Source organism: Phenylobacterium terrae (genome assembly GCF_042681205.1).
Classification (GTDB): Bacteria; Pseudomonadota; Alphaproteobacteria; order Caulobacterales; family Caulobacteraceae; genus Phenylobacterium; species Phenylobacterium terrae.
Genome location: NZ_JBHUEY010000001.1, coordinates 1,357,253 through 1,377,348, shown reverse-complemented (window position 1 = coordinate 1,377,348; position 20,096 = coordinate 1,357,253). Strand labels below are relative to the sequence as shown.

Genomic DNA, 20,096 nt, shown 5'->3' with positions numbered 1-20,096 from the left:
GGTCCGGCCGCGAAGTTTTTTGGGGACGCCGCCCCCCCCCGCGCCTCAGCGGAGGGTGTCGTCGATGCTGGTGATCAGCACGCAGGTGCAGCCGGTCTCGCTCCAGACGCGCTCGTCGCTCGCGCCCGGCGGGCCGTAGTTGTAGTCGCCGGGAAACAGCTTGCGCTCGTCGATCCATAGCTCGCCGTCGAGCAGGTGCAGCTCCTCGACGCCCGCATGGGTGTGCGGAGGGTAGCTGGCGCCGGGGGCGAGCCGCACCAGCATGCTGACCCGGCGGGCCTCGCGGTCGTTCGCCAGCAGCTTGCACTTGATGCCGGGCGCCACGTCTTCCCAGTCCGGTTCGGACCAGCGCCGCGGCGGCGGCGCGGCCGGCGCCTCACCGGTCTCCTCGGCGAGGCGCTGCGCCAGGCGCTGCTGGAGCGAGGCCGGGGGGCGCAGCACGTCGGTCGGCCAGGCGACGAGCCGGTCGGTCAGGCCGCGAAGCGCGGCGAGCTCGCGCCGGCAGTCCGCGCACCCGGCGATGTGGGCCTGCGCCGCCGCGGCCTCGTCGGCGGACAGCGCCTGCAGGGCGTAGGCGCTCGTCGTTTCGGCGTGCCCGCAGTGGTTTTCGTCGGCCACGCTCATGGCGTCCCAGCCTCCGCGCCCAGCGCATCCTTGAGCTTGTGCAGCCCCGAACGGATCCGCGTCTTCACCGTTCCGAGGGGCAGCCCGAGCCGGGCCGCGGCCTCGGCGTGGGTCAGGCCGGCGAAGAAGGTCGCCTCGATGGCCTGGCGTTCGTTCGCCGTCAGCGCCGTCAACGCCGCGCGCAGCAGCTCGGCTTCCTGGCGCATCTCGAGCACGTCGCGCGGGTCCGCCGCCGGCTCGGCCTCGTCGGACATCACGCCGGCGTCGCGCCGCTTCTTGCGGCCGTCGAAGCGCAGGCGGTCCAGGGCGCGCGAGCGCGCCTGGTTCATGATCCAGCCGAGCACCGTGCCGCCGGCCGGGTCGTACCGGCCCGCATTGCGCCAGACGTCGTGGAAGACATCGACCGTGAGCTCCTCGGCCGTCTCGCGGTTGGCCGTGATCCGCATGATCAGGGTGAAGACGACGCGATCGGCCCGCTCATAGAGCGCGTGCAGGGCGAGCTGGTCGCCGGCGGCCACGAGCTGGACGAGCCGCGCCCAGTCCTGCTCCTGCGGCTGGGCCGTGGGCTTGGCGTAGAGCACGTCGCCCAGCGTCTGTCGCGGCTCCCCGCCTCCATTTTCCCCGGCACGCGCGTCACCCATCCCTTTGATTGTGCCGGAGACTTGGGTCCCGGATCAAGGCGCCGGATGCGAAACCCTCCCGCGAAGGCGGGAGGGCTCGCAGCGACGACGTGCTCCATCGTCTCCCAAGGAGCCCGCATCGGATGGATTGTCGGGTTTGGCCGCCGAGGTCCCGGCCTCCCGCCGGGATGGGCGGTTCTCTCTTGGCGCGCCTAGTGGACGGACACCGGCGCGAGCTCGTGTGCGAGGGCCGCGGCCATCGCCGATTCCTTGTCGGTCAGCACGGCCAGGCGTTCGCCGTCGGCGCGGTGGACGGCGTAAAGGGTCTGCTCGGGATCCAGCTCGAACCCGCGGATCTGAGCCGCCGGAACGCTGGCGATGATCTCCGCCGCCTTGATCGGGCGGACGTAGACCAGGTCGGGCGCCCCTAGCGCCGCGAAGGCCTCAGTTGTCAGAACAGGTGTCATCAGGACCACCTCCGAATTCTCAACGCTTGCGACAGCCGCCGGGTTCAGCCGGCCGTCTTGATGGGGATCTGCCTCACCTGCCGCTCCGGCTCGGGCCGGACGAGATCGATGTGGAGCAGGCCGTGCTCGAGCAGCGCGCCCTCCACCTCCATGCCGTCCGCCAGGACGAAGCTGCGGATGAAGCCCCGGGCCGCGATGCCGCGGTGCAGGTAGGCCTCCTCCGTCCGGCCGCCGGCGTCCCGTTTGCCGGTGACGGTGAGCTGGCGATCCTCGACGCTCACCTGCAGCTGGTCGGGCGCGAAGCCCGCCACCGCCAGGGTGATGCGAAGGCCACCGTCGCCGCGCGCTTCCACGTTGTAGGGCGGATAGCTCTCGGCGGCCGCCTTGGCGGCGCGCTCGATGAGGGCGCGGGTGTGCTCGAAGCCGAGCAGGAAGGGACTGTCGAAGACGATCGACCGGTTCATGCCTATTCCAGAGTCCTCGCTTGAAGCGACTCTCCGGCAGGCCACCCGATTTCGGCGAAGCCCGCCGGCCACATCTAAGTGGTGTTCAAAGGCCCCGGTTTCAATGCGCCGCCGGCGCTAGCGGACGCGGCGAAGGCTCAGGTTGGCGGAGGAGGCGATGGGGGCCATCTCGCGGTCCAGCTTGACGAGCTCATCGGGCCCGGTCCGCTGGAAGTATTCGCCGCTGTCGGCCCCCAGCTCGAAGACGGTGGCGTCCGGGTCCGCCGCGCTGCCGCGCAGGATGTAGTAGACGCCCTCCTCCACGAACGGCTCGGGGCTCCGCTCGAGGTAGGTCCGCTCCAGGCGGTAACGGTGGCCGGGCGGGCCCTCCAGCGTCAGCCGCGTGCGGATGCCCGGGCAGTCGGCGCAGGGCAGCACCCCTTCGTAGGTCCCCACCTGAGGCGCGGCGGGGTCCGCGCTGGCGGCCGCGGCGGGCGCCTCCGCCGTCTCCGGCGGAGCGGCCGGGGCGCAAGCGGCGGTAAGGGCGACGGCGGTGAGGGCGGCGAGCAGCGGCTTCATCGGCGGATCTCCGTGGGACGTCTCACTATCATTCGACGCCGGCCGCAACAGAAGCCCGCCGCCCGCGGTTGTCCAGCGACGGGAGCGCGGCGATGGGATCCTCCTCAGGTCGATGGGCGGCGCTGCTGGGGGTGTCCCTCGGCGGCTTCTTCGACGGCGTCCTGCTCCACCAGATCCTGCAGTGGCACCACCTGCTGAGCCTCGTGCCCGGCATGGCGGACATCCGGCTCCAGGTCCTGTGGGACGGCTATTTCCACGCCCTCATGTACCTGCTCGCGGTCCTGGCCCTGTGGGGGCTGTGGCGGGCCCAGAGGCGGCGCGAGGCGGTCAGCGGGCCCAGGCTGCTCGGCGCCCTGCTGGTCGGCTTCGGCCTGTGGCACGTGGTCGACGCGCTGGTCTCCCACTGGGCCCTGGGCATCCACCGGATCCGGGTGGACGTCGACGATCCGATGTTCTGGGACCTCGCCTGGTTCGCAGGCTTCGGCCTCGCGCCGATGGCGATCGGCTGGGCCCTGACCCGGCGCGGACCGCCGCACGGCGACCTCGGCGGCCGGGGGCTGGGCCTGCTGCTCGCCGCCGCCGCCGGGCTCGGCGTCTGGAGCGCGCAGCCGCCCCCCGCCGCCGCCTACACCACGGTCGTGTTCCGCCAGGACCTCACGCCGGCTGCGGTCATGCAGGCCCTCGCCGCCGCCGACGCGCGCCTCGTCTGGGCCGACGCCGGCCTTGGCGTGGTGGCCGTGGCGGTGGCGCCGGAGCGACGCTGGACGCTCTACCGTCACGGCGCCGTGCTGGTCGGCGGGGCCGGCTTGCCGCCGGGCTGCCTCGCCTGGCGCGATCCGGCCTGAGCCCCGACGCAACCTTAGCGGCGGTCGGCAGGTTGTAGCTTGACCACAACGGGAGGCTGCCATGAACCGCGCGCTCGTACTGGCGATGGCCCTGGCGATCGGCCTGCCCCTGGCGGAGGCCGCCGAGGCCCAGGCGATGGGCGGCGGCTTCGCCGTGCGCGCGGGCTCGGCCTCTGGCGCCCGGGCCGATCACCACCGCGGCGGAGACCGCCGCCGCCCGACTTCGGTCCAACGCTGGGAACGGTCTCTGGAGCGGGCCCGCGCCCGCGGTAACACCACCGGCCGCGAGCCTTGGAACAGCTATAGCGCGATGCCGCGGTCCAGCTTCGCCCGCAGCCATTTCGCCGAGAGCCGGCTGCCGCGGAGCCGCCTGTATTCGGGAAGCTGCTGGTCGCGCGACTGCGGGAGCGATGGTTGGCGCGCGCCGTCGGCCCCCGTGGCCCGGCCAGGGCCGGCCGCGCCGACCGCCTCGAGCGCCGTCGCGGCCGCCTCGCCCGCCTTCGCCCGCCCCGTGGTCCGCCGCCTGGACGCCCGTCCCATCGCCCGCGGGGCGGCCGAAGGCGCATCCCCGCCACGGGCCTATGCGCACCGCGTGTGGCGGGGCCCGACCGACTAGCGCGAGGAGACGGGCGCGCCGACCCCGTACGTCAGCAGGACGTGGTCCCCGCGCAGGGCGGCGACCCTGGGGCTGTGCAGCTCGAGCCCCTCCTCCAGGCCCGCCGCCAGCCGCAGCGCCTGCCCATGGTCGCCGGCGAGAAGCGGGGCCAGCAGGATTTGCACCTCGTCCACGAGCCCGGCCCGCAACAGCGCCCCGTTCAGGCCGGGGCCGGCGTCCACCCGCACGGAGCTGACGCCGTAGGCGCTCGCGAGCAGCGCCAGGGCGGCGGCCAGATCAACCTTGTCGGCGCCGAGCAGGTGGTGGCGGACGCCCAGGCGCCGCAGCCTGTCGAGATGGGCGCCCGGCGTCGCTCGAGAGCCGATCACCAGCACGTCGCGCCAGTGCGGCTGCGTCCGCAGCCAGTCGAAACGGGTGATGCGTCCGGCGCTGTCAACGATCACCAGCCAGGGCCGGTCGGCGGATTCCGATGCGGCGGACGCCGCGGGGGCCGCCTCGTCCTGGGCGAAGTCGACGCCGGCGGCTTCGGCCGCCGCGGCCAGGGTGGCGCTGCCGCTGAGGATGGCCTGCTGGGGCATCGCGGCGGCGAGTTCGTAGAACAGGCCCAGGTCCGGCTGGAACCCGTCCAGCCGCCCGTCCACGCTCTGGGCGTTGAAGATGGCGACCCGCGGGCGTGCATCCGGCATGCCCTAACAGCGCCGGGCCGCGTCCGCGGTTTCAACCGGCCGGCGCGTCGCGGCGGAGTCGCCGGGCGGGATGCGCACCCCGGAAAAGGCGAACCCCGCCAGCGGGTGCTGGCGGGGTCCATGGTGGAGCTAAGCGGAGTCGAACCGCTGACCTCTTGAATGCCATTCAAGCGCTCTACCAACTGAGCTATAGCCCCAGAGGTCTCTGGGTCTCCAAGGGTCGCCCCCCGGAGAGGCGCGGAACCTAGTCAAAGCCCCGCGCCCGATCAAGAGCCCTTGTGGGGCTCCCGATCGTCGCACCTGAAATCAGGTGTCGTCGTCGCCCTCGTCAGGCAGGCCGTCGATCTCGGAATCGTCGAAGTCGTCGTCCTCTTCCTCCAGGAAGGGCACGTCCTCGTCCTCGACATCCTCTTCGTCGGTGAACTCGGAAAGGTCGTCGTCGACCACCGGACCGACGCCCGCCGGCTCGGCGTCCTCGTCGTCGTCGTCGGTGGACAGCACGGGCTCGTCGACGGCTTCGTCGAGCTCGGGCGCGCCGACGTCCTCTTCCTCGTCCTCGTCCTCGGCGGCTTCGGTCTCGACCTGATCTTCGCGCTCCTCGTCCTCCACCGGCTCCGGCGCGACAGCGCGCACGCGCACCCGGCGGGTGCGGACGGCCTCATCGGGGTCGAAGTCGGTCTGGCACTTGGGGCAGACCGCCGGACGGCGATTCAGGTCGTAGAACTTGGCTTGGCAATTCGGGCAGATTTGCTTGGAGCCCAGCTCGGGAATGGCCAAGGGCGGTCCTCTTTGGCGAGAAGGTCTTGTGAGACGAGGCCGGCTCCCTTGCCACCAACCCGGTGCGCTGTCAAAAGCAAACCTCGCCCTAAATTCGCAAGCTGTTCAGAGGCCGCGTTCCTGGCATGCCGCACGCCCGACCCCCGGGACTGGTCATCACCGTCGACGGGCCCGCCGCCTCGGGCAAGGGGACGATCGCCAGCCGGCTCGGAGCGGCCTACGGCCTGCCGGTGCTGGACACCGGCCTTCTCTACCGCGCCGTGGGCGTGCGCCTGGCGCGGGCCGGCGGCGACCTGGGCGACGAGGCCGCCGCCGCCGCGGTCGCGCGCGCGCTGACGGCCGCCGATCTGGACGACCCCGAATTCCGCACCCGTGGGGCCGGCGAGGCCGCCAGCCGCGTGGCGGTCCACCCGTCCGTGCGCTCCGCGCTGCTGGAGCTGCAGCAGGCCTTCGCCCGCCAGCCGGGCGGAGCGGTGCTGGACGGGCGCGACATGGGCACGGTCATCGCCCCCTGGGCGCCCGCCAAGCTCTATGTGACCGCAGGTCCCGAGGTGCGGGCCGAGCGCCGCCGCCGCCAGCTGGCGGGGCAGGGCGAGGCCGTCGCCTTCGACGAGGTGCTGGCCGACATCCGCCGCCGCGACGCCCGCGACGGGGGCCGGGAAGCGGCCCCGATGCGGCCGGCCGAGGACGCCGTCTTGCTGGACACCTCCGAAATGACTATAGACGAGGCCGCCGATGCGGCCCGCCGCATCGTCGAGGCGGCGCGCGCCCGTCTAGGGTCTCCCTAGTCCGAGCAATCCCATCGCGCCCTTTCCTCCGACGGCTGCGGGCGAATTCACCGCGCGAGGGTCCTCTTCGCGCCTTCGGTCTGAACCCTTGAACGTACGACGCGCACGCGCCGTCCGACCGCTATGCGGCGACGGCCCCGCCGTCATTTGAAGATGAAAGTGCAATATGGCTGACGATATGAGCCTCAACCCCTCGCGCGACGACTTCGCCGCGCTGCTCGACCAGTCCCTGGGCGGGCGCGACTTCATGGAAGGCACCGTGGTCCAGGGCAAGGTGGTGGCCACCGAGAAGGACTTCGCCATCATCGACGTGGGCCTGAAGACCGAAGGGCGCGTGTCCCTGAAGGAATTCGGCCTCGACGAGAACGGCAAGCCGACCATCAAGACCGGCGATACGGTCGAGGTCTTCCTCGAGCGGGTCGAGAATGCGATGGGCGAGGCGGTGATCAGCCGCGAGAAGGCCCGCCGCGAGGAGGCCTGGACGCGCCTGGAAGGCGTCTACGAGCGCAACGAGCCGGTGATGGGCGCCATCGTCGGCCGCGTGAAGGGCGGCTTCACCGTCGACCTCGGCGGCGCCTCGGCCTTCCTGCCGGGCTCGCAAGTCGACATCCGCCCGGTGCGCGACGTCGGCCCGCTGATGGGCCGCGAGCAGCCGTTCGCCATCCTCAAGATGGACCGTCCGCGCGGCAACATCGTCGTCTCCCGCCGGGCCATCCTGGAAGAGGCCCGCGCCGAGCAGCGCACCGAGCTGGTCAGCCAGCTGCAGGAAGGCGAGATCCGCGAAGGCGTGGTCAAGAACATCACCGACTACGGCGCGTTCGTGGACCTGGGCGGCATCGACGGCCTGCTGCACGTCACCGACATGAGCTGGAAGCGCGTCAACCACCCGAGCCAGGTGCTGGCGGTGGGCGACACGGTCAAGGTGCAGATCGTCAAGATCAACCCCGAGACCCAGCGCATCTCGCTCGGCATGAAGCAGCTGCAGTCGGACCCCTGGGACGGCGTGGAAGCCAAGTACCCGGTCGGCGCCAAGTTCACCGGCCGGATCACCAACATCACCGACTACGGCGCCTTCGTGGAGCTGGAGCCGGGGGTCGAGGGCCTGGTGCACGTCTCCGAGATGTCCTGGACCAAGAAGAACGTCCACCCGGGCAAGATCGTCTCCACCAGCCAGGAAGTGGAAGTCGTGGTCCTGGACGTCGATCCGTCCAAGCGCCGCGTCAGCCTGGGCCTGAAGCAGGCCATGGCCAATCCGTGGGAGGCCTTCGTGGAGGCCCACCCGATCGGCTCGACCGTGGAAGGCGAGGTCAAGAACGCCACCGAGTTCGGCCTGTTCATCGGCCTGGAGAACGACATCGACGGCATGGTTCACCTGTCCGACCTCGACTGGTCGGCGCCGGGTGAAGAGGCGATCGCCCGCTACAACAAGGGCGACGTCGTCCAGGCCAAGGTGCTCGACGTGGACGTCGAGAAGGAGCGCATCAGCCTGGGCATCAAGCAGCTGGCCGGCGATCCGATGCAGGGCGACACCTACCGCAAGGGCCAGACCGTGACGGTCACCGTCACCGAGGTCACGTCCGGCGGGATCGAGGTCCGGTTCGGCGACGACGCCGCGCCGATGACCGCCTTCATCCGCAAGTCCGACCTGTCGCGCGACCGGGCCGACCAGCGCCCCGAGCGCTTCGCGGTCGGCGACCGGGTGGACGCCCAGATCGCCAACATCGACAAGGCCGCCCGCCGGGTGTCGCTGTCGATCAAGGCCCTGGAAATGGCCGAGGAGAAGGAAGCCATCGAGCAGTTCGGCTCGTCGGACTCCGGCGCCTCGCTCGGCGACATCCTGGGCGCGGCCCTGCGCGAGAAGGCCCAGAAGGAATAGCCTTCAGGCCCTCTTCGGAGAGTTGGGAGACGGCGGGCCGGCGACGGCCCGCCGTTTTCTTTGGCGCCGAAGGTAGCGGTCACCCCGGAACGTCGCTATTTCGGCCGGGAGTTCCCCAAGCTGAGCCGTGCCGGCCGCGTTAGCCTTCTTCATCGCTTGAAACGGGCGGGCGAGTTGGCCATGGTCGCGGCGCTCACGTGGAAAGGCCCTAGAGTGATCAAGTCCGAGCTGATCGCCCGTCTCGCCGAAGAGAACCCCCACCTCACCCAGCGCGACATCGAGCGCGTGGTGGGCGTGATCCTGGAGCGGATGATCCAGGCGCTGGAGGCCGGCGGCCGGGTCGAGCTGCGCGGCTTCGGGGCCCTGTCGGTCCGCTCCCGCGACGCCCGCTCGGGCCGCAACCCGCGCACCGGCGAGCCGGTGGAGGTGCGGGCCAAGCACGTGCCCTTCTTCAAGAGCGGCAAGGAGCTGCGCGAGCGGCTGAACGCCACCGACGAATAAGAGCCGGCTCGGATGAGCATCGTCTCCGAGTTCCGCGAGTTCATCGCCCGAGGCAACGTCATCGACCTGGCGGTCGGCGTGATCATCGGCGCGGCCTTCAACAACATCGTCAAGAGCCTGGTCGACCAGGTGATCATGCCGCCGATCGGCTATCTGGCCGGCGGCATCGACTTCTCGCGCTACCAGTGGGTCCTTCGTGAGGACAACCCGGACACCAAGGCGGTGGAGCTGGTGGCGATCCAGTACGGCGCCTTCCTCAACACCGTGATCCAGTTCCTGATCGTGGCCTGGGCGGTGTTCATGCTGGTCAAGCTGATCAACTTCATCCGCCGTGAGCAGGACAAGGAGACCGGCGCCGACGCCAAGCCGACGCTGAGCCCCACCGACGCCCTGCTCACCGAGATCCGTGACCTGATGCGCGCCCAGCAGGGCCTGGAGCCGGTCACCCCGCCGAAGCCGAAGCCGCCGGGGCGGGGGCGTTCGAAATAAGACCTCTCCCCGCAACGCGGGGAGAGGGTTGGGTGAGGGGCGAGCCGGCGCAGCCGGCGAGGTGAGGCGAATGTTCGAGGCGCGACGCTGCCGTAGCGTCCCCCCTCACCCTACCCTCTCCCCCCGCCCAGCGGGGGGAGAGGTCTAAAGCTACGCCACCTTGAAGCCTTCCCAGTTCATCATCTTGGTCAGGCGGGCGTTCTCCTCGGGCGAGACGGCGTTGCGGAACTGCGGGAAGACCTCGTCCTCCTCCTCGCGGATGTGATGGTCCAGCTCCTGGCGGAACTCGCGGGCGCGCAGCAGCCATTGCGGGTCTGAGGCGGCGATCCGGCGCAGGTCGTAGATGAAGGTCTTGATCTTGGCGTGGTCCTCGGTGAGGTGGCGCGAGGTGTCGGCCCGGGCGCCTTCCATCAGCGCCGGATAGATCACGTTCTCTTCCTCGATCGCGTGCTTGGAGAGTGCGTAGGCGATCTTGGCCAGCAGCATCTCGCGCTTCACCACCTGGGATTCGTCGGTGGCCAGCAGCTTGTCGAACAGGGCCTCGACCATCCGGTGCTCGGCGGTCAGCGCGTCGACCCAGTCGCCGGCCATCACCGACGGCGCCTGCATCACCGCCTTGCGCGCATGCGGCAGGGCCAGGCCCGCGACGAAGCCGAGCGCGGCGCCGGCGGCGAGCCGGCCGAGGTTTCCGCCTTGAGCCATCTGATTCATGGGTCGTCTCCGGTTGGGGTTCGGGCGGAGAACCCGCACGGCGTGACGATGTTCCTGAGGTCTCCCCCATCCGTCATCGCCGGACCTGTCCCGCGAGCGTCCTCCTCCCCTTTGTGGGAGGAGGTGGCCCGCGCAGCGGGTCGGAGGTGGGGTCTCGCTGAGCCTACCGACGTGTTTCTGGCGACGGTGGATTGAACGCCAAGACCGCCAAGGGTGAGCGAACACGCTCGGCCACGCCGGCGAGATCGCAGCTGCCGCTTCTTCTTGGCGGTCTTGGCGGTCTTGGCGGTCCGCTAGTCCGCCGTTGGATGTCGCCCGCCCTTGGTTGAGCGCGGTCGCCACCCCACTCCCGACGCCCTTCGGGCGCCACCCTCGCCCACAAGGGGCGAGGGATAGCAGCTGCGTCTCCTCTTGCGGCCGGGCGCGGGAGCGCCCTAATGCGGCCCCATGCCCGGGCGCGTCCAAGCCAAGATCTGCGGGGTCACCACGCCGGAGAGCGTGCGCGCGGCGCTGGACGGCGGCGCCGAGTACCTGGGCTTCGTCTTCTTCCCGGCCTCTCCGCGGGCGCTGAAGATGGCCGAGGCGGCGCGGCTGGCGGGGCCGGTGCGGGGCAAGGCCAAGATCGTCGCCCTGACGGTGGACCCCACCGACGCCCTGGTGGACGAGATCCGCGAGGGCCTGGCGCCCGACCTGATCCAGCTGCACGGCAAGGAGAGCCCCAGCCGGGCGCGCGAGGTCGGCCGGCGGGCGGGCGCCGAGGTGATCAAGGTGCTGTCCGTCTCGGAGGCCCGCGACATCGATGCGGCCGCCCAGTACGAGGGCGCGGCCCACCACCTGATGTTCGACGCCAAGGCGCCGAAGGACTCCGATCGGCCGGGCGGCCACGGCGCGCCCTTCGACTGGACGCTGCTGTCGCACCGCCGGTTCTCCCGCCCCTGGTTCCTCGCCGGGGGGCTGGACCCCTGGAACGTGGCCGAGGCCGTGCGCCTGTCGGGGGCGCCCATCGTGGACGTTTCCTCTGGCGTGGAGCGCGGACCCGGACTAAAGGACCCGGCTTTGATCGCCGCGTTCCTCGACGCCGTCCGAAAAACCTGAGCCCTTTGAACGCCCCCGCCAAACCCAACGACTACACGGCCTATCCCGACGCGGCCGGCCGCTTCGGCCGCTTCGGCGGGCGCTACATGCCCGAGACGCTGATGCCGCTGGTCCACGACCTGGACGCCGCCTACAGCGCGGCCAAGGCGGACGAGGGCTTCCAGGCCGAGCTTTCGGGCTACCTCCGCCAGTACGCCGGCCGGCCCTCGCCGCTCTATTTCGCCGAGCGGCTGTCGGAGCGGTTCGGGGCCAAGGTCTATCTGAAGCGCGAGGAGCTGAACCACACCGGCTCCCACAAGATCAACAACTGCCTCGGCCAGATCCTGCTCGCCATGCGGATGGGCAAGACGCGGATCATCGCCGAGACCGGCGCCGGCCAGCACGGCGTGGCCACCGCCACCGTCTGCGCCCGCTTTGGCCTCAAGTGCGTCGTCTACATGGGCGCGGTGGACGTGGAGCGGCAAAAGCCCAACGTCTTCCGGATGAACCTGCTGGGCGCCGAGGTGCGGCCGGTGCACTCGGGCTCGGCGACGCTGAAGGACGCCATGAACGAGGCCCTGCGCGACTGGGTCACCAACGTCCACGACACCTATTACCTGATCGGCTCGGCGGCGGGTCCGCACCCCTATCCGGCCATGGTCCGCGACTTCCAGAAGGTGATCGGCGAGGAGGTGCGCGAGCAGTGCCTGGCCGCCGAGGGCCGGCTGCCGGACGCGGTGGTCGCCTGCGTCGGCGGCGGCTCCAACGCCATCGGCCTCTTCTATCCGTTCCTGAACGACGACGTGAAGATCTTCGGCGTCGAGGCGGCGGGCGAGGGCGTCGAGACCGACAAGCACGCTGCGGCCATCAACGGCGGCCGCCCGGGCGTCCTGCACGGCAACATGACCTACCTGCTGCAGAACCCGGAGGGGCAGATCACCGAGGCCCACTCCATCTCGGCCGGCCTCGACTATCCCGGCATTGGCCCCGAGCACGCCTTCCTGCACGAGGTCGGCCGGGCGAAGTACCTCACGACGACCGACGCGGAGGCGCTGGCCGCCTTCCAGACGCTGGCCGAGCTCGAAGGCATCCTGCCCGCCATTGAATCCTCGCACGCGCTGGCCCGCCTGCCCGAAGTCTGCGCCGAGGTCGGCAAGGACGGGATCGTCGTGCTGAACCTGTCGGGCCGCGGCGACAAGGACGTGGCGACGGTCGCCGCGCATCTGGGACGGCAGATTTGAGCAGAGAGCGGATCGAGGCCCGCTTCGCGGCGCTGAAGGCGGAAGGCCGCGCGGCCTTCGTGGCCTATGTGATGGCGGGCGATCCCGACGCCCAGACGTCGCTGGAGATCCTCAAGGGCTTGCCCGGGGCCGGCGCAGACCTGATCGAGCTCGGCTTTCCCTTCTCGGATCCGGTCGCCGAGGGCCCGCCGATCCAGCGCGCGGCCCAGCGGGCGCTCGCGGCCGGCATGACGATGAACGGCACGCTGCAGCTCGTCCGCGACTTCCGGCTGGGCGATCAGGAGACGCCGCTGATCCTGATGGGCTACCTCAACCTGATCGTCAGCATGGGCTTTTCCGAGTTCGCCCAGGCCGCCGCCGACGCCGGCGTCGACGGGGTGATCGTCGTGGACTGTCCGGCCGAGGAGGCCGACCCGCTGGCCGATGCGCTGGACGCCGTCGGCCTGTCGCTGATCTTCCTTGCGACGCCGACGACGGACGAAAAGCGCCTGCCGGTGGTGCTGAGGCGCGCGTCGGGGTTCGTCTACTACGTCTCGGTGGCCGGGGTGACCGGGGTGAAGGAGGCCGACGAGGCCGTCGTCGCCCCCGAGGTCGCCCGCATCCGGGCGGCCAGCGGCATGCCGGTGGCGGTCGGCTTCGGCATCCGCACGCCCGAACGGGCGGCGGCGATCGCCCGCATCGCCGACGGCTCGGTGGTCGGCTCGGCGCTGGTGGACGAGATCGCGGAGGGGCTGGCCGTGAACGAAAGCGTGACAACAAGGGTGCTTTCCAAAGCCGAAACCTTGTCTAAGGCTGTGCGCTTCGCGCGAGTCGGAGTTGCGGTGTGAACCATGGCGATGGCTGAGCAACGAAACGACAAGCCGGGGCGGCCTGCGCAGGCCCCAAGAGAGCGGGGCGGCTGGCTCGCCCGCATCGCGCCCGGCGTGCGCAACGCCTTCTCCAAGCGAGAGACGCCCGAGAACCTGTGGGTCAAGTGCCCCGACACCGGGGAGATGATCTACCGGCCCGACCTGGAGGCGGCCCAGTGGGTCACCCCGGCCGGCAGCCATATGCGCATCGGCGCGGCCCTGCGCTTGAAGTACACCTTCGACGAGGGGCAGTACGAGAAGATCGCCGCGCCCCACGCCCCCGAGGACCCGCTGAAGTTCCCGGACGAGCGGCCGTATCCGGAGCGGCTGAAGGCGGCCCGCAAGGCCACCGGCGAGTACGACTGCATGTCGATCGGCTTCGGCACGATCCAGACCATCCCGACCCTGGTGGTGGTGCAGGACTTCGCCTTCATGGGTGGCTCGCTGAGCACCGCCGCAGGCGAGGCCTTCATCAAGGCCGCCCACGAGGCCATCGCCCGCGACGCGCCGCTGGTGATCTTCACCGCCTCGGGCGGCGCGCGGATGCAGGAGGGCACCCTCTCCCTCATGCAGATGGCCCGCACGACGCTGGCGGTGAACGAGGTCAAGGCCAAGGGCCTGCCCTACATCGTGGTCCACACCGACCCGACGACGGGCGGGGTGATCGCCTCCTACGCCATGCTGGGCGACATCCACCTGGCCGAGCCGAACGCCACCATCGGCTTCGCCGGACGCCGGGTGATCGAGCAGACCATCCGCGAGACGCTGCCGCCGGGCTTCCAGCGCGCCGAGTTCATGCTGGAGCGCGGCCAGGTCGACAAGGTCGTCCACCGCCCGGAGATCCCCCAGGTCCTGGGCTCCATCCTCTCCACCCTGATGATGGGGCGCTCGCGTTCGAAGGCGGCCTGATGCGCTTCAGATGCTCCCCCTCAGGGGGAGCTGTCCCGAAGGGACTGAGGGGGTTCACGGGCGCTGAACCTCCAGCTCGGCGGGCTTCAACCCCCTCCACCGCTTCGCGGTCCCCCTCCCCCTGCGGGGGAGGATTTGGATGTTCCCATGTATGACGAAATCCGCGCCTTCGATGCGCTGATCGCGCGGCTGCGCGAGCGCTTCCCGAGCCTGATCGACCTGTCGACGAGCCGTATCGAGCGGCTGCTGGGCGAACTCGGGCGGCCGCAGGACAGGCTGCCGCCGGTGATCCACGTGGCCGGCACCAACGGCAAGGGCTCCACGACCGCCTACCTGCGCGCGATCTCCGAGGCGGCCGGCCTGCGCGCCCACGTCCTGACCTCGCCGCACCTTGTCCGCTTCGCCGAGCGCATCCGCCTGGCCGGCCAGCTGATCAGCGAGGCCGAGCTGCGGGCGCTGATCGACCGGATGATCGCGGCCAACGCCGACCAGCCGATCAGCTTCAACGAGATGCTGACGGCGATGGCCATCGTCGCCTTCGCGGGCGAGCCGGCGGACGTGGCGATCATCGAGGTGGGCCTGGGCGGGCGGTTCGACTCCACCAACGTCTTCGAGGCGCCGCAGGTCAGCGTCATCACCCCCGTCGACTACGACCATCTGGAGATGCTGGGCCCGGAGCTCTCCAAGATCGCCTGGGAGAAGGCCGGGATCATCAAGGCCGGCCGGCCCGTCGTCGTCGCCCGCCAGATGGAGGAGGCGCTCGAGGTGATCGAGAAGGAGGCCGCCGAGCTCGGCTCGGACCTGTTGCTGATGGGCCGCGACTTCGACGCCTGGGAGGAACGCGGCCGGCTGCTCGTCCAGACGCCCGACCGGCTGCTCGACCTGCCGGCCCCCAGCCTGCCCGGCACCTACCAGTTCGAGAACGCGGGCGTGGCCGTGATGGCCGCGCTCACCTGGGGCGATCCGCGCATCGATGAGGACGCGCTGGCGCGGGGCGTCAGCTCCGCCGTCTGGCCGGCGAGGTTCCAGCGCCTGACCGGCGGCCCGCTCGCCGCCCTGGCCAAGGCGCGGGGCGCTGACCTGTGGCTCGACGGCGGCCACAATCCCCACGCCGGACGCGGCCTGGCCGAGACCTGCCGGCGGATGGTGGCGCGCGACGGCCGCCCGCTGGCGCTGGTGACCGCCATGTACGCCCGCAAGGACGCCCAGGGCTTCTTCGCCCCGTTCGCGGACCTGGAGCCGCAGGTGTTCACGACGGGGTTCGACTCGCCGAACGCCACCCCCGCCGAGGCCCTCGCCGAAGCCGCCCGCGCCGCGGGCCTGCCCGCCGAGCCCTGCGCCGATGTCATGGAAGCGGTGAAGCGCGCGCTCGACCTGCCCGGCGCCGCCCCGCACGTCCTCATCTGCGGCGGCCTGCACTTCGCCGGCGAGGTGCTGGCGATGAGCCCCGAGACCTGGCCGACCTAACCGTCGCACACCTCACGATCCGTCATGGCCGGCTTCATGCCGGCCACCCATCCTGATGGCTTTGGGGCTGCCGCAACGGGCTGGGTCGCCGGGACGAGCCCGGCGATGACGAGGTGGAGCGTGCGGGGTCAGATGCCCAAAATCGAGCGATAATGCTCGTGCACCAGGTCGTGGTACTCGGGGTGCTTCTGGATCCAGCCGGCGACGAAGGGGCAGGTGGGCATCACCTTCTGGCCTTCGGCCCTCGCCCAGTCGAGGGCGGTGCGGACGATCTTGCTGCCGACGCCCTTGCCTTCGAAGGCCTGCGGGACCTCGGTGTGTGGGAAGAGGATGCCGTTGGCCAGCCTGCGGTACTCGGCGAAGGCCACGTCGTTCCCGACGCGGACCTCGAAGCGGCCGGCCTCGGCGTTGTTCACGACGGTCAGGTCGTCAGTGCTCATGGAGCTCTCCGCGCAAAGGAAAACGCCCCGGCCGGAGGGCCGGGGCGCTTCAGAGAACGCTCTAGGCGGCGCTCTGGACGCCCGCCTCGGAGAGCCACTCCAGGATCTTGTTCTTCGGCATGGCGCCGACCTTCATCGAGGCCATCTGGCCGCCCTTGAACAGCATCATGGTCGGGATGCCGCGCACGCCGTAGCGGGAGGGCGTGGTCGGGCTCTCCTCGATGTCGAGCTTGGCCACCGTCACCTGGCCCGCCAGTTCGTCGGCGATCTGCTCGAGGGCGGGGGCGATCTGCTTACAGGGCCCGCACCACTCCGCCCAGAAGTCCACCAGGACCGGCTTGTCGGCCTTGAGGACGTCCTGTTCGAAGGTGTCGTCGGTGACCTTCACGGTGCTCATTAGAAAAGCTCCTCAATCGTCAGGTTGATGAACGCAGCCTGACGTCTTGCGATCCTCGATGTAGGCGGGGCCTTCGCCCGCATCAAGCGTTACGGCCCAGCTCAGAGAGGCTCTGCGCCAACAGGAATTCTGGGATCGGCATCAGCTTCGGGCCATCCGTCCACACCAGGGCCGCCTCGATCGCGCGCCCCGGGAAGACCTCGGCGAGCACGGCGGCGTAGAGCGCCATCTGGCGGATGTAGGCCGGATCGGCGTCCTCGATCCTGGCCGGCGAGGGCCGGTTGGTCTTGAAGTCGACCACCAGCACCCGGTCCGGCAGCACCACCAGCCGGTCGATGCGGCCGGAAATGGCGAGCCCCTTGGGCAGGGCCGCGCCGGAGCCGATGATCGGCGCCTCGGCCCGAGAGCCCGGCCCGAACACCTCGGCGAAGCGGGCGTCCTCCAGGACCGAGAGGGCCGCCTCGGCCATCTCCCGCCGCTGCTCGCCGGTGAGATCGGTCTCGCGCTCGAGCAGGGCGCGGGCCGCGTCCCGCCGCGCGGGGGCCGGCACGTCGGGCAGGATCTGCAGCAGCCGGTGGATGAGGTCGCCGCGGCGGAAACGTCCGAGCCCCTGCGCCTCCGAGAGCGGAGAGGCCGCCGCGGCGCGCGCGTCCTCGCCGAGGGTGGAGGGCGGGGCGTATCTCGCGAACGCCTCCGGCGCGGCCTGGCGCAACGCCCAGTCGGGCAGGCCCGGCGTCGCGGCTTCGGCCCTTGCGGCCCGGCCGAGCGGCTTCGGATCGGGCCCATAGCGGCGGATCTGCATGTCGCCGCAGGTCGTCTCCCGCACGTGCGGCTCGATGTGCGCGTGGCGGAAGGCGGCGCCCACCGCGCCCCACCAGCCCTTGAGGTTCTCCTCCTTGGCCGTCGCCGAGATGCGCCCGCAGAGCACCAGACGGTCGCGGGCCCGCGTCAGGGCGACGTAGAGCAGGCGGTAGGCCTCCTCCTCCTCGCGCTTGGCCCGCCGCTCGCGGGCGGCCGCCGAGGCCTCGCAGTCGTTCGCGCCCGAGGCGCACCAGAGGAAGCCGCCGTCCTCGGTCTCCATCAGAGGCGAACCGCGGGCGGTGCGGGAGAGGGTGGTCTCCGGCAGGAAGACGATCGGCGCCTCCAGCCCCTTGGCGCCGTGGGCGGTCATCACCCGCACCTCGTCGCGGCCGGCCTCCATCTCGCGCTTGACCATGATGTCGAGGCTGGCGAAGGCGGCCGCTAGGCCCTCCAGCTCGTGCACGCCTCGGCCCTCGGCGGCCAGCACCTGGGCCAGGAACTCGTCCAGCGCATCCTCCGCCTCTGCGCCCAGGCGGGTCAGCAAGCGCTGGCGCATGGACTTGCCGTCGGCGCCGACCAGGCCCAGCAGGCGGGCGTAGAACTCGAACGGGCGGCGGACCTGCGCCTCCTCCAGCGCGGTCGCCAGGAAGTCCCGCGCCGCCGCCCACTCGGGCCGCTCGTCGCCGCGCCGGCGCAGGCGGGCCCACAGGCTCTCGCGCCCGCGGCCGTGGGCGAGGTCGTAGAGGCTCTCGTCCGAGACGTCGCAGAAGGGGCTGCGCAGCAGGGCGGCCAGAGTCAGCTCGTCGCGCGGAAAGCGGACGAAGCGGGCCAGCGCCAACAGGTCGTCGAAGACGATGTGTTCGGAGAGCGCCAGCCGGTCGGCGCCGGCCACGGGGATCTTCCGCCGCTTCAGCGCCCGCAGGATGTCCTCGAACAGCGCCTTCCGGCGGCGGACCAGGATCAGCACGTCCCCGGCGGTGGCCGGACGCCAGTCCTTCAGCCGCGCGTCGTAGACGGCGTCGCCGCGTTCGATCAGCGCCTCGATCTCGCAGGCGATCTTCTCGGCCAGGCGCCGGTTGGCGCTGGTCTCGCTCTCGGCGTCGAGGGGCGCGTCCCAGGCGTCGCGCTCGGCGCCCTTGGCCTCCTGCTCCAGCGGCCAGATGTCGACGCAGCCGGCGTGGGCGGCGCGCATCGCCTTGTGCTCGATCTTCTCGGCCGCCGCCCGGGGAAGGATGGCGGTGGCCAGGTCCGGCGGGGCGAAGGTGGCGTCGACGAACGACAGCACCTGCGGCGTCGAGCGCCAGGAGGCCAGAAGGTCCACCCGCTCGAAGCGGAAGCCCGCGCCGCTCGCCCGCTCCCGGTGGAACTCGAATTCGTGGATCAGTAGCTCCGGCTGGGCGCCCTGGAAGGAGTAGATCGACTGCTTCTCGTCGCCGACGACGAAGATGTTCCGCTCCAGCCGCCGCTCCGCCTTGCGGTCCTCGCCCGCGAAGAACTCGCCGGTCAGGGCGCGGACGATGCGCCACTGGTCGGGGGCGGTGTCCTGGGCCTCGTCCACCAGGATGTGGTCGATGCCGCCGTCCAGCTTGTAGAGCACCCAGGCCGCCGCCGGCCGGCTGGCCAGGAGCGCGCAGGTCCGCTCGATCAGGTCGGCGAAGTCGAGGCCGCCGGAGCGGGCCTTCTCGGTCTCGTGGGCGTGGACGTAGTGGGCGGCCAGGGTGAGGGCGTAGACGGTGTCCTCCGCGACCCGGGCCCGCCTGGCGAGCCTGAAGGCCTCGCCGATCCGCTCCTGTTCGGCCTTCAGGAAGTCGCAGACGGCCGGCTCCACCTGCTTGGTGGCGCAGGTCTTCTTGGGCTCGCCGGCCTTGGTGAAGAGGATCTCGCGGATCAGCTGCGGCCGGCCCTCGCCGAGCGCGGCGGCCTCGGCGACCTGGGCGGCCTTGAGGCCGTTGGGCACGTCGGTCTTCTCGCTGCCCTTCAGCAGCGCCTCGGCGGCCCAGCGCCAGTCGGCGGCGTTGATGGCCGGCGGCGACAGCGCCTCGCTCTCGATCGCCTCGGCGTCCATCAGGTGTGGCAGGTCGCACGCCTCGGCGACGGCCTGGGGCAGGCCCGCAAGGCCTCCGCAGCGGCCGATGTAGTCGGCGATGGCGCTCCGCCTGGCCTCGAAGGCGCGGAACATCTCCTGGAAGCTGGCGAAGTCGAGCGCCACCGAGAAGCGGGCGTAGGCGTCGGCGAGCGGCCCCGTCCCCAGCGCCTGCTGGGCCACCGCCTTGCGGGCGGCGTCCGCCACCACCGCCGAGGCGGCGTCGTCCAGCACCCGGAAGCCGGGCGAGACGCCGGCCTCCACGGGGAAGCGCCGCAGCAGCTTCTCGCAGAAGGCGTGGATGGTCTGGATCTTCAGCCCGCCGGGCGTCTCCAGCGCGCGGGCGAAGAGGGCGCGGGCGTCGGACAGGTGTCTCTCGTCGTAGCTCGCCGCGTCCTGCCCCTGCAGTCCTGCGAGGGCCGTGCGCAGCTGATCGTCCCCGGCGACCGACCAGCCGCCCAGGAGGTCGAACAGCCGCCGCTGCATCTCGGCGGCCGCGGCCTTGGTGTAGGTGACGCACAGGATGGTCTCGGGCTCGGCGCCCGCCAGCAGCAGCCGCGCCACCCGGTCGATCAGCGTCTTGGTCTTCCCCGAGCCCGCATTGGCCGTGACGAACGCCGACAGCGTCGGGTCGGCGGCGGTCCGCTGCGGGTCCGGATCGAAGAGGTGGATGATCTCACCCATGGCGGCGGTCCATCCTCCGGCCTCCTACCTCCCCCGCGAAGCGGCGGGAGGGGGACCAGTCGCCGAAGAGCGACTGGTGGAGGGGGCGGGCCACAGGCGGGGCGTTGCGAACTTGGGGCGTGACGCCACG

General features: G+C 71.3%; 22 protein-coding genes and 1 tRNA gene. 11 read left to right on the top strand and 12 right to left on the bottom strand.

Annotated features, from left to right (window positions below; all coding sequences use genetic code 11):
- Positions 1 to 45: 45 nt before the first annotated feature.
- The 5 genes from ACFSC0_RS06940 to ACFSC0_RS06920 all read right to left on the bottom strand — a co-directional run bounded on the left by ACFSC0_RS06940 (position 46) and on the right by ACFSC0_RS06920 (position 2,733).
- Positions 46 to 624, bottom strand: a complete 579-nt coding sequence (locus ACFSC0_RS06940; protein WP_377284271.1) for a cupin domain-containing protein — start codon at positions 622 to 624, stop codon at positions 46 to 48.
- The gene (locus ACFSC0_RS06935; protein WP_377284270.1) at positions 621 to 1,205 is read right to left on the bottom strand and encodes a sigma-70 family RNA polymerase sigma factor; all 585 of its coding nucleotides are present in this window, start codon (positions 1,203 to 1,205) and stop codon (positions 621 to 623) included. Before ACFSC0_RS06935 ends, ACFSC0_RS06940 begins: the two co-directional genes overlap by 4 nt.
- A 251-nt stretch (positions 1,206 to 1,456) precedes the next feature.
- A complete protein-coding gene (locus tag ACFSC0_RS06930; protein ID WP_320358262.1) occupies positions 1,457 to 1,711 on the bottom strand; it encodes a DUF1150 family protein in 255 nt (84 codons plus the stop codon).
- Between the two features lie 44 nt (positions 1,712 to 1,755).
- Positions 1,756 to 2,175 carry an Hsp20 family protein gene (locus ACFSC0_RS06925; protein WP_377284269.1) on the bottom strand — a complete coding sequence of 140 codons (420 nt, stop codon included), beginning with the start codon at positions 2,173 to 2,175 and terminating at the stop codon, positions 1,756 to 1,758.
- A gap of 117 nt (positions 2,176 to 2,292) precedes the next feature.
- Positions 2,293 to 2,733, bottom strand: coding sequence for a copper resistance protein NlpE N-terminal domain-containing protein (locus ACFSC0_RS06920; protein WP_377284268.1), 441 nt, complete (start codon positions 2,731 to 2,733; stop codon positions 2,293 to 2,295).
- Positions 2,734 to 2,825: 92 nt separating this feature from the next.
- On the opposite strand from ACFSC0_RS06920, the gene ACFSC0_RS06915 reads away from it, so the two are divergent.
- Entirely contained in the window at positions 2,826 to 3,578 is a 753-nt protein-coding gene (locus ACFSC0_RS06915; protein ID WP_377284267.1) for a DUF2243 domain-containing protein, read from the top strand.
- Between the two features lie 61 nt (positions 3,579 to 3,639).
- Positions 3,640 to 4,194, top strand: a complete 555-nt coding sequence (locus ACFSC0_RS06910; protein WP_377284266.1) for a hypothetical protein — start codon at positions 3,640 to 3,642, stop codon at positions 4,192 to 4,194.
- Here the strand turns inward: ACFSC0_RS06910 and ACFSC0_RS06905 are convergent.
- The 3 genes from ACFSC0_RS06905 to ACFSC0_RS06895 all read right to left on the bottom strand — a co-directional run bounded on the left by ACFSC0_RS06905 (position 4,191) and on the right by ACFSC0_RS06895 (position 5,657).
- Positions 4,191 to 4,880 carry a dihydrofolate reductase family protein gene (locus tag ACFSC0_RS06905; protein WP_377284265.1) on the bottom strand — a complete coding sequence of 230 codons (690 nt, stop codon included), beginning with the start codon at positions 4,878 to 4,880 and terminating at the stop codon, positions 4,191 to 4,193. The genes ACFSC0_RS06910 and ACFSC0_RS06905 overlap by 4 nt on opposite strands.
- Before the next feature lie 121 nt (positions 4,881 to 5,001).
- Positions 5,002 to 5,077: transfer RNA gene (locus ACFSC0_RS06900), tRNA-Ala, on the bottom strand.
- Positions 5,078 to 5,186: 109 nt separating this feature from the next.
- Positions 5,187 to 5,657: a TIGR02300 family protein gene (locus ACFSC0_RS06895; protein ID WP_377284264.1), complete on the bottom strand. Its 471-nt coding sequence runs from the start codon at positions 5,655 to 5,657 to the stop codon at positions 5,187 to 5,189.
- Positions 5,658 to 5,782: 125 nt separating this feature from the next.
- On the opposite strand from ACFSC0_RS06895, the gene cmk reads away from it, so the two are divergent.
- The 4 genes from cmk to mscL all read left to right on the top strand — a co-directional run bounded on the left by cmk (position 5,783) and on the right by mscL (position 9,311).
- Complete coding sequence (cmk, locus tag ACFSC0_RS06890; RefSeq protein WP_377284263.1) at positions 5,783 to 6,445, top strand: (d)CMP kinase; 663 nt, start codon at positions 5,783 to 5,785, stop codon at positions 6,443 to 6,445.
- Between the two features lie 166 nt (positions 6,446 to 6,611).
- A complete protein-coding gene (gene rpsA / locus ACFSC0_RS06885) occupies positions 6,612 to 8,321 on the top strand; it encodes a 30S ribosomal protein S1 (RefSeq protein ID WP_377284262.1) in 1,710 nt (569 codons plus the stop codon).
- A 213-nt stretch (positions 8,322 to 8,534) separates the two neighbouring features.
- Positions 8,535 to 8,822: an integration host factor subunit beta gene (locus ACFSC0_RS06880; RefSeq protein WP_377284261.1), complete on the top strand. Its 288-nt coding sequence runs from the start codon at positions 8,535 to 8,537 to the stop codon at positions 8,820 to 8,822.
- Positions 8,823 to 8,834: 12 nt separating this feature from the next.
- The gene (mscL, locus tag ACFSC0_RS06875) at positions 8,835 to 9,311 is read left to right on the top strand and encodes a large-conductance mechanosensitive channel protein MscL (RefSeq protein WP_377284260.1); all 477 of its coding nucleotides are present in this window, start codon (positions 8,835 to 8,837) and stop codon (positions 9,309 to 9,311) included.
- Between the two features lie 150 nt (positions 9,312 to 9,461).
- On the opposite strand, the gene ACFSC0_RS06870 is transcribed toward mscL, so the two are convergent.
- Positions 9,462 to 10,022 (bottom strand): hemerythrin domain-containing protein, encoded by a 561-nt coding sequence (locus ACFSC0_RS06870; protein WP_377284259.1) that lies wholly within the window; start codon positions 10,020 to 10,022, stop codon positions 9,462 to 9,464.
- Between the two features lie 447 nt (positions 10,023 to 10,469).
- On the opposite strand from ACFSC0_RS06870, the gene ACFSC0_RS06865 reads away from it, so the two are divergent.
- The 5 genes from ACFSC0_RS06865 to ACFSC0_RS06845 all read left to right on the top strand — a co-directional run bounded on the left by ACFSC0_RS06865 (position 10,470) and on the right by ACFSC0_RS06845 (position 15,561).
- Positions 10,470 to 11,117, top strand: a complete 648-nt coding sequence (locus tag ACFSC0_RS06865) for a phosphoribosylanthranilate isomerase (protein WP_377284258.1) — start codon at positions 10,470 to 10,472, stop codon at positions 11,115 to 11,117.
- Between the two features lie 5 nt (positions 11,118 to 11,122).
- Positions 11,123 to 12,337 carry a tryptophan synthase subunit beta gene (gene trpB, locus ACFSC0_RS06860; protein WP_377284257.1) on the top strand — a complete coding sequence of 405 codons (1,215 nt, stop codon included), beginning with the start codon at positions 11,123 to 11,125 and terminating at the stop codon, positions 12,335 to 12,337.
- Positions 12,334 to 13,164 carry a tryptophan synthase subunit alpha gene (gene trpA / locus ACFSC0_RS06855; RefSeq protein ID WP_377284256.1) on the top strand — a complete coding sequence of 277 codons (831 nt, stop codon included), beginning with the start codon at positions 12,334 to 12,336 and terminating at the stop codon, positions 13,162 to 13,164. Before trpB ends, trpA begins: the two co-directional genes overlap by 4 nt.
- A gap of 3 nt (positions 13,165 to 13,167) precedes the next feature.
- On the top strand, positions 13,168 to 14,094 hold the full coding sequence (gene accD, locus ACFSC0_RS06850; RefSeq protein ID WP_377284255.1) for an acetyl-CoA carboxylase, carboxyltransferase subunit beta: 927 nt from the start codon (positions 13,168 to 13,170) through the stop codon (positions 14,092 to 14,094).
- 147 nt (positions 14,095 to 14,241) lie between these two features.
- On the top strand, positions 14,242 to 15,561 hold the full coding sequence (locus tag ACFSC0_RS06845; RefSeq protein ID WP_377284254.1) for a bifunctional folylpolyglutamate synthase/dihydrofolate synthase: 1,320 nt from the start codon (positions 14,242 to 14,244) through the stop codon (positions 15,559 to 15,561).
- Positions 15,562 to 15,689: 128 nt separating this feature from the next.
- Here ACFSC0_RS06845 and ACFSC0_RS06840 read toward each other — a convergent pair whose 3' ends face one another.
- The 3 genes from ACFSC0_RS06840 to addA all read right to left on the bottom strand — a co-directional run bounded on the left by ACFSC0_RS06840 (position 15,690) and on the right by addA (position 19,966).
- Positions 15,690 to 16,001: a GNAT family N-acetyltransferase gene (locus ACFSC0_RS06840; RefSeq protein ID WP_377284253.1), complete on the bottom strand. Its 312-nt coding sequence runs from the start codon at positions 15,999 to 16,001 to the stop codon at positions 15,690 to 15,692.
- 61 nt (positions 16,002 to 16,062) lie between these two features.
- The gene (gene trxA, locus ACFSC0_RS06835) at positions 16,063 to 16,398 is read right to left on the bottom strand and encodes a thioredoxin TrxA (RefSeq protein WP_377284252.1); all 336 of its coding nucleotides are present in this window, start codon (positions 16,396 to 16,398) and stop codon (positions 16,063 to 16,065) included.
- Positions 16,399 to 16,480: 82 nt separating this feature from the next.
- Positions 16,481 to 19,966: a double-strand break repair helicase AddA gene (gene addA / locus ACFSC0_RS06830; RefSeq protein WP_377284251.1), complete on the bottom strand. Its 3,486-nt coding sequence runs from the start codon at positions 19,964 to 19,966 to the stop codon at positions 16,481 to 16,483.
- Positions 19,967 to 20,096: the final 130 nt, after the last annotated feature.